This window comes from Streptomyces sp. NPDC057743, assembly GCF_042798755.1.
Taxonomy (GTDB): domain Bacteria; phylum Actinomycetota; class Actinomycetes; order Streptomycetales; family Streptomycetaceae; genus Streptomyces.
In genome coordinates this window covers 1-14,506 of sequence record NZ_JBHVJX010000014.1, presented here as the reverse complement: position 1 = coordinate 14,506, position 14,506 = coordinate 1, and the positions used below count along the sequence as shown (strand labels likewise).

The window sequence follows — 14,506 nt, the reverse complement described above, 5'->3', positions numbered from 1 at the left end:
GCCATCTGACAGCCGCAAACCCTTTGTCCACAGGCCCTGTTGCCGGCCGCTACCGGCAAGTAGCGTGTGCGCCGATCGAGGGTGCCCGGCCGCCGGACCGGCTCGCGGGCCCCGTCGCCCACCGCCATGTGCGGCCACTCCAGGGGGATTTGATGCACGGGATGAACCGCCGCCAGTTCGTGTCGAGGGCGTCCGCCGCGGTGGCGGGCGCGGCGCTGTGGACGGCGGCCTCCTACGACCGGGCGCTGGCGGCCACCGCCGCGCGGGCCGTGCGGACCGGGGGCACCACGCTGGAGCAGGCCGCCCGGCCGACCGGCACCGGGGCGTACAAGAGGCTGGTGGCCGGGCCCGGTTGGCCGCTGGTGGTGCGCCGCGAGCTGGCCGCCGGCAGCGCCGGGCGGGACGACCGCCGGAGGGGCCTCGCCTCGTTCGTGCAGTTCACCGACCTGCATCTGGCGGACGTCGAGTCGCCGGTGCGGTTCGAGCATCTGGCCCACCTCATCGACAGCGCGCACCGCCCGCAGGAGGCGCTGACGGTGCGCGGCGCCGCCTCCCTCGTCGAGCGGGTCAACGCGGTGCGCCAAGGCCCGTACACCGGCCGGCCGTTCGGCCTGGTCATGGCCACCGGCGACAACACCGACAACCACGAGAAGATCGAGCTCGACTGGTATCTGACGGTGATGAGCGGCGGCCGAATCACCCCCAACAGCGGCGACCCCAAGCGCTACGAGGGCGTGCAGAACTCCGGCAACGCCGCGTACTGGAACCCGGAGTCCCCGATCCGGGACGCCTACAAGGCCAAGGGCCTGCCCGAGATACCGGGCTTCCTCTCCGGCGCCACCCGCCCGTTCACCGCGCCCGGCCTCTCCGTCCCCTGGTACACCACGGTCGGCAACCACGACGACAGCATCCAGGGCACCCTGCCCGACCTCGGCCTGTTGAACGCGCTCTACACCGGCGACCGCAAGCTGGAGGGCTGCGACGACGCCACCGCGGCCAAGCTGGCCGACGCCCTGCGCAACGACCCGGGCCGCGCCGCGACGCTGCTCGGCGCGCTGCTGGCCGGCGGCGGCGCGATCCGCAAGGTCACCCCGGACGAGCGGCGCCACCCGTTCACCCCGGCCGAGTTCGCCAGGGCCCACCTGGACCCGGCGCACACCGGCCCCGGCCCGGTGGGCCACGGCTTCACCTCCGACGCGGCGGCCAGCGGCCGGCTCTACTACACCCTCCCGCTCGCCGAGGGCGTCCTCGGCATCAGCCTGGACACCACCAACCGGGCCGGCTGGGCGGACGGTTCGCTCGGCACCGAGCAGTTGCACTGGCTGGAGTCGACGCTGAAGGCGCACAGCAGCCGCTGGTACGACGCCGACGGCCGGGTGGTGCGCGGCAGCGGGGGCGACGCGCTGATCGTGCTGTTCAGCCACCACACCAGCGCCACCATGGGCAATCTGCTGCCCGACCCCTACCGCCCGTTCGAGGGGCGACACGACGGCACGGCGCTGGTCGCCCTGTTGCAGCGGTTCCCCAACGTCGTCGCGTGGGTCAACGGCCACACCCACGAGAACCGCATCACCCCGCACGCGCACGCCGTTCCCGAGCGCGCCTTCTGGGAGATCAACACCGCCTCGCACGTGGACTATCCGCAGCACGCCCGGATCATCGAGCTGGCCGACAACGGCGACGGGACGCTCTCCCTGTTCACCACCCTGATCGAGTCCGCCGCCCCGTACGCCGCCTCCGCCACCGACACCTCGGACGCCGGACTCGCCGCCCTGTACCGCGAGTTGTCCTACAACGACCCCTACGCCACCCCGGACGCCAAGCTGGGCGCGCCCGCCGACCACAACACCGAGCTGCTGCTGGCCCGCCCGGGGAGGTGAGCCCCGCGCGGGCCGATCCGGCTCGGCGCCGCCGGTCCGGTTTTCAGCGCGTCCGGCCGGTGTCCGGTCCGCCGCGCTCGGTGCCCCGCCTGGTCTGGGTGCCGTCGTCGAACTCCAGCGTCTCCCTGCGGACTTCGGCGGTGACCTCGCGCTGCTCGGTGACCCGCTCGGTCTCCAGTCGGACCCGCTCGACCGGCACGGTCCGCTTGTTGATCACCGGCTGTTCCTCGTGCAGCACGACCTCGACCTGGCCCTCGCCGATCTGCGGCCCGCCGCGCCCGGCCCGTCGGTCCTCCTCGGTGATCTGCTCGCGGACCACCCGGACCTCCTCGTGGCTGACCGGCACGGTGCGGTGCACGTCCTCGGTGACCACGTGCTTGCGCAGATGGGCCCGGCCGGACTCGTGCTCCTCGGTGCCGATCTCGACCCGCTCCTCGGACAGCACGATCTCGGTGGTGCCCTCCGCCTCGCGGGCCGCGTCCGTCTCGTCCCGGCCGCGCGAGTGAGCCATCGGCCGCTGGGCGCCCGAAGTCCTCGCGTCGGTCAGCTTGTTGCGTTCGCCGCCGGCGCGGGTGCGGTGCTGGATCGGGGCGTCCGCCGCCGCCCGGCGCCGGATGTCGGCCGCGCCCGCGCTCTGCCCGCCGGTGGTCCCGCTGGTCACGGTCGGCCGGGACGAGGCGACGCCCGGCCCGGTGGTCCGCCCCACCGCGCCCGCGGCACCGGCCGCCCCCGCCGCGCCGGTCGTGCCCGTCGTATTGGTCGTGCCCGTCGTACCGGTCGTGCCCGTTGTGCCCGGCCGGATCAGCCCGTAGTGGCGGTAGAGCCGCTCCTCCTCGGAGGGGTCGAGGTGCCCCTCGGCGTCGATCCGCGGCGCGTCCTTGATCGTCTCCTTGGCGTGCGGGACGTGCAGTTCGTCGCCCAGCCGCCGGGCCCCGGCCAGCGGCACAAAGGTCTCCTTCATCCCGAACAACCCGGTCCGCACGGTGATCCACTCCGGCTCGTTGGTGGCGTCGTCGCGGTAGACCTGCTGGACGACGCCCACCTTCGCGCCCTCCGCGTCCACCACGTGCAGTCCGGTCAGACTCTGCGGAGTGCCACCCAGGGGTGCGTTCATGGCGTCCTGCCTCCTTCCGCGCGCACCTCCTCTGTGGGACACGCGCAGTTCCCATTGCGCGCCGCGAACGCCACCCCAGCGACTCGGGGAGCTCGGCGGCCACCGGTCCCGGCGGCCCCTCGACGCTGCTCAGGGGGCGTCCGCCAGCCGCCCTCCCTAGCCCAAACGAGTGAATGGTTGCGGGGGCAGCCAGCCCGCGCGCCCCGGCCGCCGCCTGCGTACGATGCCCGGCACGACCGCGGGCCCGGCCCCCGCTCGAAGCGGGGACCGGGCCCGTTGACCTGCGCGGAGCGCGGTGGCGTCAGTGGGTGAGGTTCACCGCGCGCACCGAGCTCGCGCCGATCTCGTCGGAGATCTCGGCCAGCACGTTCGCCGGAATGGTGTCGTCGACGGTCAGCACCACCATCGCCTCGCCGCCGACGTCGGCGCGGGAGACCTGCATGCCGCCGATGTTGATGCCCGCCTCGCCCAGGATCCGGCCGACGGTGCCGACCACGCCGGGGCGGTCGGTGTACCGCAGGAACGCCATGTGGTCGGCGAGCGCGAGGTCGATGGAGTGCTCCCCCACCGCGACGACCTTCTGGACGTTCTTGTGGCCGGCCAGGGTGCCGGAGATCGACACCTCCTCGCCGCCCGCGAGCGTGCCGCGGACGGTGACCACGTTGCGGTGCTCGGGCGACTCGCTGCTGGTGGTCAGCCGCACCTCGACGCCGCGCTCCTGCGCGAACAGCGGGGCGTTGACGTAGGACACCGTCTCGTCCACGACGTCCTCGAACACGCCCTTGAGCGCGGAGAGTTCGAGCACCTTCACGTCGTGCTGGGTGATCTCGCCGTACACCTCGACGTCGAGCCGCAGGGCGACCTCGCCGGCGAGCGCGGTGAAGATCCGGCCCAGCCGCTCGGCCAGCGGCAGCCCCGGCTTGACGTCCTCGGCGATCACGCCGCCCTGGACGTTGACCGCGTCCGGCACCAGCTCGCCGGCGAGCGCCAGCCGCACCGACTTGGCGACCGCGATGCCCGCCTTCTCCTGCGCCTCGCCCGTGGAGGCGCCGAGGTGCGGGGTGCACACGACCTGGTCGTAGGCGAACAGCGGGGAGTCGGTGCACGGTTCGACGGCGTACACGTCCAGGCCCGCGCCGGCGACCCGGCCCTCCTTGAGCGCGCTGGCCAGCGCCGCCTCGTCGACGATCCCGCCGCGGGCGGCGTTGACGATCCGGACGCTCGGCTTGACCTTGTGCAGCGCCTCGTCGCCGATCAGGCCGAGGGTCTCGGGGGTCTTGGGGAGGTGGACGGTGATGAAGTCCGAGACCTCCAGCAGCTCGTCCAGGGTCAGCAGCTTGACGCCCATCTGCGCGGCGCGGGCCGGCTGCACATAGGGGTCGTAGGCGACGACCTTCATGCCGAAGGCGGACATCCGCTGGGCGACCAGGACGCCGATCCGGCCGAGGCCGACCACGCCGAGGGTCTTCTCGCTGAGCTCGACGCCGGTGTACTTGCTGCGCTTCCACTCGCCGTTCTTCAGCGCGGTGTTGGCCTGCGGGATGTTGCGGGCGGTGGCGACCAGCAGGCCGCAGGCGAGCTCGGCGGCGGTGACGATGTTGGAGGTCGGGGCGTTGACGACCATCACGCCGGCCTTGGTGGCGGCGGAGACGTCGACGTTGTCCAGACCCACGCCGGCGCGCGCGATGACCTTCAGCTTCTTGGCGGCGGCGATCGCCTCGGCGTCGACCTTCGTCGCACTGCGCACGAGGATGGCGTCGACGTCGGTGATGGCGGGCAGCAGTTCGGCACGGTCGGCGCCGTTGCAGTGCCGGATCTCGAAGTCCGGGCCGAGGGCGTCGACGGTGGCCGGCGACAGTTCCTCGGCGATCAGTACAACGGGTTTACCGGGGTTGGCAGTGCTCACGTGGTCTTCAGTCCTCACTAGTCCTTCGCGGACGGCCGTCCCGACGGCCGAAGGCGGTGAAGGGGGAAAAGCCGCGTGGAAGACGCACGACGCTGTGAGCCTGACGCGCTTGTGACGAGCAGTGTAGTGGCGGGGCACGGAACGGTCTGTGCCGTTGCGTAAGGATCACCCATGCGTGGTTCTACGCGGTGGACAAGGCGGTGCGGGGGTGCGGCGGCATGCGGACGAGGGGGCCGCGAACGGTGTCGCGACCCCCTCGTCCGATGGCTCACGCCTCGTCGTCCACCCAGCTCATGAGCTTGCGCAGCTCCTTGCCTGTGGTCTCCAGCAGGTGGTTCTCGTCGGCCTTCTTGTACTCGTTGTACTTCGGCAGGCCGGCCTTGTACTCCGCCATCCAGTTGTTGGCGAAGGTGCCGTCCTGGATCTCGGCGAGCACCTTCTTCATCTCGGCCTTGGTGGCGTCGGTGATGATCCGCGGGCCGGTGACGTAGTCGCCCCACTCGGCGGTCTCGGAGATCGACCAGCGCATCTTCTCCAGGCCGCCCTCGTACATCAGGTCCACGATCAGCTTCAGCTCGTGGAGGCACTCGAAGTAGGCGATCTCCGGCTGGTAGCCCGCCTCGACGAGGGTCTCGAAGCCGGCCTTGACCAGGGCGGCGGCGCCGCCGCAGAGCACCGCCTGCTCACCGAACAGGTCGGTCTCGGTCTCCTCGGTGAAGGTGGTCTTGATGACGCCGGCGCGGGTGCCGCCGATGCCCTTGGCGTAGGAGAGCGCCAGGTCGAACGCCTTGCCGCTGGCGTCCTGCTCGACGGCGGCGATGCACGGAACGCCGCGGCCCTCCTCGTACTGACGGCGGACCAGGTGGCCCGGGCCCTTGGGGGCGACCATGCAGACGTCCACGCCGGCCGGGGCCTTGATGAAGCCGAAGCGGACGTTCAGGCCGTGGCCGAAGAACAGCGCGTCGCCGTCCTTGAGGTGGTCCTTGATGGACTCCTCGTAGACGTCGGCCTGGATCGGGTCCGGCACCAGGATCATGATGACGTCGGCCTCGGCGGCGGCCTCGGCGGGCGTCACCACGCGCAGGCCCTGCTCCTCGGCCTTGGCCTTCGACTTGGAGCCCTCGTGCAGACCGACGCGCACGTCGACGCCCGAGTCGCGCAGGGACAGCGCGTGGGCGTGACCCTGGCTTCCGTAGCCGATGACCGCCACCTTGCGGTTCTGGATGATGGACAGGTCGGCGTCGTCGTCGTAGAACAGCTCGGCCACTTCGGGTATCTCCTTGGTTCTCGCGGGTGCCCACACAGTATGTCGGGCGGTGTGGGGAAGGTTGGTTACGTCTCGCCATGCGGTCCGGTGGGGCCGCGGCGGACGGTGGGTCAGGCCGTGCGGTCCAGCGCGCGCAGCGAGCGGTCGGTGATGGACCGGGCGCCACGCCCTATCGCGATGGTGCCGGACTGCACCAGTTCCTTGATGCCGAACGGCTCCAGCATCCGGAGCATCGCCTCCAGCTTGTCGCTGGAGCCGGTGGCCTCGATCGTGACGGCTTCCGGGGAGACGTCCACCGTCTTGGCGCGGAAGAGCTGGACGATCTCGACGATCTGCGAGCGGGTCTCGTTGTCGGCGCGGACCTTCACCAGGACCAGCTCGCGCTGGATCGCCGAACCGGGCTCCAGCTCAACGATCTTGAGCACGTTGACCAGCTTGTTGAGCTGCTTGGTGACCTGCTCCAGCGGCAGCGACTCGACGCTGACCACGATGGTGATGCGGGAGATGTCGGGGTGCTCGGTGACGCCGACCGCCAACGAGTCGATGTTGAAGCCGCGGCGGGAGAACAGCGCGGCGATCCGGGCGAGGATGCCGGGGGTGTTCTCCACCAGGACGGAGAGCGTGTGCTTGGACATGTCGTCTTCTCTCTATCTTCCGTGCGTCCGTTGACGTCCTGGCTGTCAGTCGTCCTCGTTGTCGCCGAAGTCCGGGCGGACGCCCCGGGCGGCCATCACCTCGTCGTTGGAGGTGCCGGCGGCGACCATCGGCCACACCTGGGCGTCCTCGTGGACGATGAAGTCCACCACGACCGGGCGGTCGTTGATGGCGTTGGCCTCCTCGATGACCTTGTCCAGGTCGGCGGGGTCCTCGCAGCGCAGCGCGGCGCAGCCCATCGCCTCGGCCAGCTTGACGAAGTCCGGGACGCGGGTGCCGCGGGCTTCGGGGTTGATGTCCTCGGGGCCGGAGTGCAGCACGGTGTTGGAGTAGCGCTGGTTGTAGAAGAGGGTCTGCCACTGGCGGACCATGCCCAGCGCGCCGTTGTTGATGATCGCGACCTTGATCGGGATGTTGTTGAGCGCGCAGGTGACCAGTTCCTGGTTGGTCATCTGGAAGCAGCCGTCGCCGTCGATCGCCCAGACCGTGCGGTCCGGCTTGCCGGCCTTGGCACCCATCGCGGCGGGCACGGCGTAGCCCATGGTGCCGGCGCCGCCGGAGTTCAGCCACGTGGCGGGCTGCTCGTAGTCGATGAAGTGCGCGGCCCACATCTGGTGTTGGCCGACGCCGGCGGCGAAGATGGTGCCCTCCGGGGCGAGTTTGCCGACCCGCTCGATGACCTGCTGCGGGGAGAGGCTGCCGTCGTCGGGCAGCTCGTAGCCGAGCGGGTAGGTCTCGCGCCAGCGGTTGAGGTCCTTCCACCAGGCCGCGTATCCCGTGCGGGCGGCCTCGCCCTTGTGGCCGGCGTCGAACTCCGCCTGGACCGCGACGATCAGGTCGGCGATGACCTCGCGGGCGTCGCCGACGATCGGCACGTCCGCGGCGCGGTTCTTGCCGATCTCGGCGGGGTCGATGTCGGCGTGCACGACCTTGGCGCCCGGGGCGAAGGAGTCCAGCTTGCCGGTGACCCGGTCGTCGAAGCGGGCGCCGAGGGTGATCAGCAGGTCCGCCTTCTGGAGCGCGGCGACGGCGGTGACCGCACCGTGCATGCCCGGCATGCCCACGTGCTGGGGGTGGGTGTCGGGGAAGGCGCCCAGCGCCATCAGGGTGGTGGTGACCGGGGCGCCGGTCAGCTCGGCGAGCACCTTCAACTCGGCGGTGGCGCCGGCCTTGAGGACGCCGCCGCCGACGTAGAGGACCGGGCGCTTGGACTCGACGATCAGCCGGGCGGCCTCGCGGATCTGCTTGGCGTGCGGCTTGGTGACCGGGCGGTAGCCGGGCAGGTCGGTGTGGGGCGGCCAGACGAAGGTGGTCCGCGCCTGGAGGGCGTCCTTGGCGATGTCGACCAGGACCGGTCCGGGGCGGCCGGTGGAGGCGACGTGGAACGCCTCGGCGATCGTCTTGGGGATGTCGGCCGGGTCGGTGACCAGCCAGTTGTGCTTGGTGATCGGCATGGTGATGCCGCAGATGTCCGCCTCCTGGAAGGCGTCGGTGCCGATCGACTTGGAGGCGACCTGGCCGGTGATCGCGACCAGCGGGACGGAGTCCATGTGCGCGTCGGCGATCGGGGTGACGAGGTTGGTGGCGCCCGGCCCGGACGTCGCCATGCAGACCCCGACCTTGCCGGTGGCCTGGGCGTATCCGGTGGCGGCGTGCCCCGCGCCCTGCTCGTGCCGCACCAGCACGTGCCGCACCTTCGAGGAGTCCATCATCGGGTCGTAGGCGGGAAGGATCGCACCGCCGGGGATGCCGAACACGGTGTCGGCCCCGACCTCCTCCAGCGAACGAATGAGGGACTGCGCGCCCGTGACGTGCTCGACGGTCGCGGGCTGCTGCGATCCGCCGGAGTTACGGGTCCGCGGCTGCGGATGGTGGGCCCCGGTGGCCTGCTCGGTCATCTGCGTCTCTTCTCGAAGCTGAGGGTTTTTGACGGATTTGTGAGGTTGCGGTGCAACAAAAAACCCCTCGTGCCATGAGGCAAGCGAGGGGAGCGCGTCGGTGTGGTCAGCCGGGTTCGTCAGGGTCCCAGCGTTAGCCGACGCGCTTTCCAAGTACGAGAATTCGGGTGCGCATGGCACTGACCCTCCCCCTCACGTGCACTGAGTGTCAAGTGGGTGGGACAGAGGTCTCACTATTTGGGCGCAATGGCGGGTGGACCAGCGCATCCGCCCCCGCGACCGCCGCCCGCCGGGCCGGTCGGCTGCCGCTGAGCACCACCGCGCGGCCCTGGCCCGTGAGGTCCGGTACCGGGTAGCTGCCGCGGGTCAGCGCCCGGCGCAGCCGGGGTTCGTCCAGGGGACCGGAGAAGGCGAGGCCCATGCCGTGCGTGCACCCCATCGAGCGCAGCGCCAGCACCTGTTCGGGCAGGTCGACGCCCTCGGCGACCGAGCGCATGCCGAGGTCGGAGGCGATCCGCAGCAGCCCGGCGGTGATCTTGTGCTCCCGGGGGGACTCCACCACCCCGTCGATCAGCCCGCGGTCCAGCCGCAGCACGTCGATCGGGAGCCGGCGCAGCGCGCTCATCGCGGCGCACCCGCTGCCGAAGCCGTCCAGCGCGATCCGCACGCCGAGCCGGCGCAGCGCGACCAGCCGCCGCTCCAGGTCGTCGAGCGAAATCCGGGGGTCGCTCTCGGACAGCTCCAACACGAGGGCGCCGGAGGGCAGACCGTGCCGGGCGAGCAGCGCCTCGATGGCCTTGGGGGTCAGGGCGCGGTCCAGCAGCCGGCGGGCGGAGAGCCGGACCGCGACCGGGACCGGGTGGCCGGCGAGGTGTCGGGCGGCGGCCTGCGCGACCGCCTCCTCAAGCTGCCAGCGGCCCAACTCGGCGGCGCGCTCGCCGCCTTCGTCGGTGAGCCGACCGCGGTCGCCGACCCGGAGGAACTCGGCCGGGGTGAAGAATATGCCCTCGGCCGACCGCCACCGGGCGTGCGCGGCGACCGCGGTGATCTTGCCGCTGGCGAGCTCGACCACCGGCTGGTGCTGGAGCGCGAACTCGCCGTCCTGCAAGGCGGTCCGGAGCTTGCTGGCGAGCTCGGCGCGGTGCGCGACCTCGTCCTGCATCTGCGGGGCGTAGAGCTCGACCCGACCCTTGCCGGCCTGCTTGGCGCGGTACATCGCCAGGTCGGCGTTGCGCAGCAGGGCCGAGGGGCTGATGCCCGGCTCGGCGAAGGCGACGCCGATGCTGGCCGCGACCCGGACGTCCCGGCCGTCGATACGGTACGGCTCGGAGAGCCTCAGGCGCAGCCGGTCGGCGATCTCCAGGATGCGGAACTCCCGGGCCGCGGGGTCGCGGGTGCCGTCGCCGGTGATGAGCGCGGCGAACTCGTCGCCGCCGAGGCGGGCCGCTATGTCCCCGGCCCGCACCGACTCGGCGAGCCGCCGGGCTGCCTGGATCAGCAGTTCGTCGCCGGCCTGGTGGCCGATGGTGTCGTTGACCTGCTTGAAGCCGTCGAGGTCGATGTAGAGCACGGCGGTGTCGTGGTCGGTGGACCGGCGGCCGGTGACGGCCTTGGTGACCCGCTCGGTGAACAGCGCGCGGTTGGGCAGGTCGGTGAGCGCGTCGTGCGAGGCGTTGTGCTGGAGCTGGGCCTGGAGCCGGACGCGCTCGGTGACGTCGCGGGAGTTGAAGATCAGGCCGCCGTGGTGGCGGTTGACCGTGGACTCCACGTTCAACCATCCGTCACAGCCGCCGGCGCGCTGACCGCCGGCCCGGAAGCGGCACTCGATCCGGGTGGTCGGCTCGGCCTCGGGCGAGGCGGCGAGGAACCGGCGGACCTCGTGGACCACCCGTCCCAGGTCCTCGGGGTGGATCAGCGAGGCGAGTTCGGAGCCGACCAGCTCCTCGGCGTCCCGGCCGTAGACGCCGGCGGCGGCCGGGCTCACGTACCGCAGCACACCGGTCGGCGCGGCGATCATGATGACGTCGCTGGAGCCCTGGACCAGGGAGCGGAAGTGGTTCTCCTTCTGGGCGAGTTCCTGGGTGAGGGTGATGTTGTCGAGCAGCATGATGCCCTGCCGGACGACCAGGGCCAGCACGACCGTGCAGCCGGTGAAGAGCACCACGCGGTCGATGCGCCGGCCGTCCAGGACGTTGGTGAGGATGCCCAACGTGCAGACGGCGGCGGCCAGATACGGCGTCAGGGCGGCCAGCGAGCCCGCGATCGGGCGGCTGCCGGGCGTCTGCGGGCGGTTCAGCTGCCCGGTGGGGCCGGCGGGCGCGGTGGCGTCCGCGCCGGGCCGGCGGCCCACCCACGGGGCGTACGCGAAGAGCAGCGAGCCGGCGAACCAGCCGGCGTCCAGGATCTGGCCGGAGCGGTAGTGGTCGTGCAGCAGCGGGGAGCTGAACAGCGCGTCGCACAGCACCGTCAACGCCAGTGCGGCGATCGCGGTGTTGATCGCGGAGCGGTGCACGGACGAGCGCCGGAAGTGCAGCGCCAGGACCATGCTGACCAGGACGATGTCCAGCAGCGGATAGGCCAGCGAGAGCGCACCCTCCGCGACCGAGTGGCCGGTGAAGTGCGCGGTGTGCGCGAGCGCCAGGCTCCAGGAGAGGGTGAGCAGCGAGCCGGCGATCAGCCAGGCGTCGAGCCCGAGACAGACCCAACCGGCCCGGGTCACCGGCCGCTTGGCGAGCACCAGCAGGCCGACGATGGCCGGCGGCGCGAACAGCAGGAAGCAGAAGTCGGCCATCGACGGGCTGGGGACCGGGGCCTGTCGGACGACCTCGTAGTAGCCCCAGACGCCGTTGCCGAGCCCGGCCATCCCGGAGGAGACGGCGAACAGGACCCAGGCGGGGCGGAAGGGCGTGGCGTACCGGCGGGCGTAGAGACCGCAGGAGACGGCGGCGATCAGGGCGGCCAGGCTGAGCCCGAAGTCCCCCATGATCCCGGCCAGTCGCGGTGAGCCCCAGCCCATCGCGGAGCCGACGGCGTAGCCGCCGCAGACGACGGCCAGCACGATCTGCGGGACCGGGCTCGGGGTGCTGCCGGTCTGCGCGGGCGGACGGGACAGCATCGCCCCCGGGGCGCTCACTGTGCTCTTCCGTTCACCCGGGCCGGACCGCGTCGGGGTCGGTGCATGCGGGGCCCCGACGGCATTCCTGCGGGCGGTCGTGGATCGCGCATCTCGCGGATCATCCATCGGCAGTGCATCGCCCGTCGCCCCCCTCGGTTCCGGATCTTTCGTGTCGCGCCGTGACGATCCCGGCGCTTTCCCCGCTCGGACGATACACCAGACCGTCACTCAGGGACATAGCGCCTCTACGGAGCGTGACATCGAGGGGATTTGTAGATACAGAGAGCAGTCTTACGGACTCGTAGAGCGATCCACTTCGGATTCCGGTGCGGTGGCGACGACGTGCCGGACGGGCTCGCCGGCCGCGAAAAGTGCCAACTGGGCTTGCAGCAGCCGCTTCGCACGGGGCAGGAAGGCAGAACTGGGGCCCCCGACGTGTGGAGTGACGAGCAAGCCGGGAGCGCGCCACAGCGGATGGTCGGCGGGCAACGGTTCCGGATCGGTCACGTCGAGGGCGGCGCGCAGCCGCCCCGACTCCAGTTCGGCGAGGAGCGCGGCGGTGTCGACGACCGCTCCCCGGGCGATGTTCACCAGCAGTGCGCCGTCCTTCATCCGGGCCAGAAAATCACGTCCTACCAGGCCACGGGTGGCTTCGGTCAGCGGAGTTGCGAGGATGACGACATCCGCGGCGGGCAAGAGGGCGGACAGCTCAGACAGTGGATGCACCGGACCGCGCACGGTGTCACGTGCGGTGCGCGCGATGCGTGTGACCCGCGCGCATTCAAAAGGTGTGAGCCGGTCTTCGATGGCACGGCCGATCGAACCATAGCCCACAATGAGGACCGACTTGTCGGCGAGCGCAGGGCGGAACTCCGGCCGCCACGCGCCCACTTCCTGGGCCCGGACGAATTCCGGGATGCCGCGCAGCGCCGCCAACGTCAGCGTGAGCGCCAACTCCGCCGTGCTGGCGTCGTGCAGCCCGCGGGCGTTGCACAACTGGGCACCGGGCGGCATCCGGTCCAGCCCCGGAAGCAGGTTGTCGACCCCGGCCGTGAGGGTCTGCACCACCCGCACCCGGCTCATCCGCGCCAACGGACGCAGACAGACGTCGACCGGCTTCATGTACGGAACGGCGTAGAAGACGCAGCGGGCGGGGTCGGCGGGGTACTCGGGATCGGCGTCCCAATGGACGTAATTCAGCCCCTCCGGAAGGCCGTCGATCTCACCGGGCGGGATCGGGAGCCAGATGTCGCCGGGGGTGGAGTGCGGTTCTGCGGTTGCCATGGCCCGAGGCTATGCGAAGAGACGTTTGGTTCAGACGTTAGTTTGGTCTGGCCCTTGAACGGGGGCGAGGGGACGGAGGCACGACCAGGTGGAGCGCAGGACAATCGGCGCGGCGGCCTTGGAGGTGGGCGCGATCGGCCTCGGCTGCATGCCGATGAGCTGGGGGTACAGCGCGTCGCAGCGCAGCGGCGAGGGCTCGCTGCGGGCGCTGCACGCCGCGCTCGACCGGGGGTGCAGCCTGTTGGACACCGCGGACATGTACGGCCCGTTCACCAACGAGCTGTTGGTGGGACGGGTGCTCAAGGAACGCCGCGCGGACGCCTTCGTCTCCACCAAGTGCGGACTGCTCGCCGGCGACCAACACATCGTCGCCAACGGGCGGCCCGGCTACATCAAGCGCGCCTGCGACGCGTCGCTGCGCCGGCTCCAGACCGACCACATCGACCTCTACCAACTCCACCGCGCGGACCCCGAAGTACCCATCGAGGAGACCTGGGGGGCGATGGCGGAGCTGGTGGCGGCCGGCAAGGTGCGCTCCCTGGGGCTGTGCGCGGTGGGCGCCCGGGCCGCGCGGACCTGGCGCGGCCCGCGGGCGGCCCGGACCGGGCCCGACGGCCGGGCGTTTCGCCGCCCCGGCCTGCACGACGGCACCCTGCGCCAACTGGAGCGCATCCAGCAGGTGTTCCCGGTCAGCAGCGTGCAGGCCGAGCTGTCCGTCTGGGCCGCCGAGGCACTGCTCGAACTGCTCCCGTGGTGCGAGTCGCGCGGCGTGGGCTTCCTGGCCGCGATGCCGCTCGGCAACGGCTTCCTGACCGGCACCCTCACCCCCGGCCAGGGCTTCGAACCGGAGGACATACGGGCCCGACACCCGCGCTTCACCGCCGAGATGATGGCCGCCAACCAGCCGGTGGTGGCCGGCCTGCGCCGCGTGGGCGCGCGCCACGGGGCCACCCCCGGGCAGGTCGCACTCGCCTGGGCCCTCGCCCAGGGCCGCCACGTGGTCCCTATCCCGGGCACGAAGAAGGAACGGTGGGCGGCGCAAAACGCCAACGCGGCGGAGCTGGTATTGACCTCGGAGGATCTCCGGGAGATCGCCGCGTTGCCCGCGGCGCGGGACTCCTGGTACTAACCCGCACGTTGTCGGCCGGTCCGCTGCGCTTGGCTGGCATCCCACGTGGTTGGCTTTCCCGCCGTGCGGGTTGCTGTTGTTTGCGCCTTGCGGCGCTGGCGGTGCCGCTGCGCGGGGCGGGGCGAGTTGTGTCCGCTGCGCGGGGCTGTTGGGTGCGGTGACGGGCCTCCGGGGTGGGGGTGCCAGACTGCTTCGCTTTACGTCTGGCACCCCCACCCCTCCGGCCCCTCCCCACCCCGGGGGGGGGGGGAAAAAACGG

The 14,506-nt window shown here is 71.6% G+C and carries 9 protein-coding genes; 2 read left to right on the top strand and 7 right to left on the bottom strand.

Annotated elements, in window-relative coordinates:
- Positions 1–152: 152 nt before the first annotated feature.
- Positions 153–1,880, top strand: a complete 1,728-nt coding sequence (locus ACFVFQ_RS17705; RefSeq protein ID WP_383416330.1) for a TIGR03767 family metallophosphoesterase — start codon at positions 153–155, stop codon at positions 1,878–1,880.
- A gap of 43 nt (positions 1,881–1,923) precedes the next feature.
- Here the strand turns inward: ACFVFQ_RS17705 and ACFVFQ_RS17700 are convergent, their stop codons facing one another.
- From ACFVFQ_RS17700 to ACFVFQ_RS17670, 7 genes are all read right to left on the bottom strand, one after another.
- A complete protein-coding gene (locus tag ACFVFQ_RS17700) occupies positions 1,924–2,994 on the bottom strand; it encodes a DUF2382 domain-containing protein (RefSeq protein WP_383416327.1) in 1,071 nt (356 codons plus the stop codon).
- Between the two features lie 301 nt (positions 2,995–3,295).
- Positions 3,296–4,900: a phosphoglycerate dehydrogenase gene (gene serA, locus ACFVFQ_RS17695; RefSeq protein ID WP_383416324.1), complete on the bottom strand. Its 1,605-nt coding sequence runs from the start codon at positions 4,898–4,900 to the stop codon at positions 3,296–3,298.
- Positions 4,901–5,168: 268 nt separating this feature from the next.
- On the bottom strand, positions 5,169–6,167 hold the full coding sequence (gene ilvC / locus ACFVFQ_RS17690; protein WP_383416321.1) for a ketol-acid reductoisomerase: 999 nt from the start codon (positions 6,165–6,167) through the stop codon (positions 5,169–5,171).
- Between the two features lie 110 nt (positions 6,168–6,277).
- Positions 6,278–6,802 (bottom strand): acetolactate synthase small subunit, encoded by a 525-nt coding sequence (gene ilvN, locus ACFVFQ_RS17685; RefSeq protein WP_274913099.1) that lies wholly within the window; start codon positions 6,800–6,802, stop codon positions 6,278–6,280.
- Positions 6,803–6,847: 45 nt separating this feature from the next.
- Positions 6,848–8,719 (bottom strand): acetolactate synthase large subunit, encoded by a 1,872-nt coding sequence (locus ACFVFQ_RS17680; protein ID WP_383416316.1) that lies wholly within the window; start codon positions 8,717–8,719, stop codon positions 6,848–6,850.
- 208 nt (positions 8,720–8,927) lie between these two features.
- A complete protein-coding gene (locus tag ACFVFQ_RS17675) occupies positions 8,928–11,852 on the bottom strand; it encodes a putative bifunctional diguanylate cyclase/phosphodiesterase (protein WP_383416313.1) in 2,925 nt (974 codons plus the stop codon).
- A 273-nt stretch (positions 11,853–12,125) separates the two neighbouring features.
- The gene (locus ACFVFQ_RS17670; RefSeq protein WP_383416309.1) at positions 12,126–13,118 is read right to left on the bottom strand and encodes a 2-hydroxyacid dehydrogenase; all 993 of its coding nucleotides are present in this window, start codon (positions 13,116–13,118) and stop codon (positions 12,126–12,128) included.
- A gap of 88 nt (positions 13,119–13,206) precedes the next feature.
- Between ACFVFQ_RS17670 and ACFVFQ_RS17665 the strand changes: the two genes are divergently transcribed.
- Entirely contained in the window at positions 13,207–14,247 is a 1,041-nt protein-coding gene (locus ACFVFQ_RS17665; RefSeq protein ID WP_383416302.1) for an aldo/keto reductase, read from the top strand.
- The last annotated feature ends 259 nt before the right edge of the window (positions 14,248–14,506 follow it).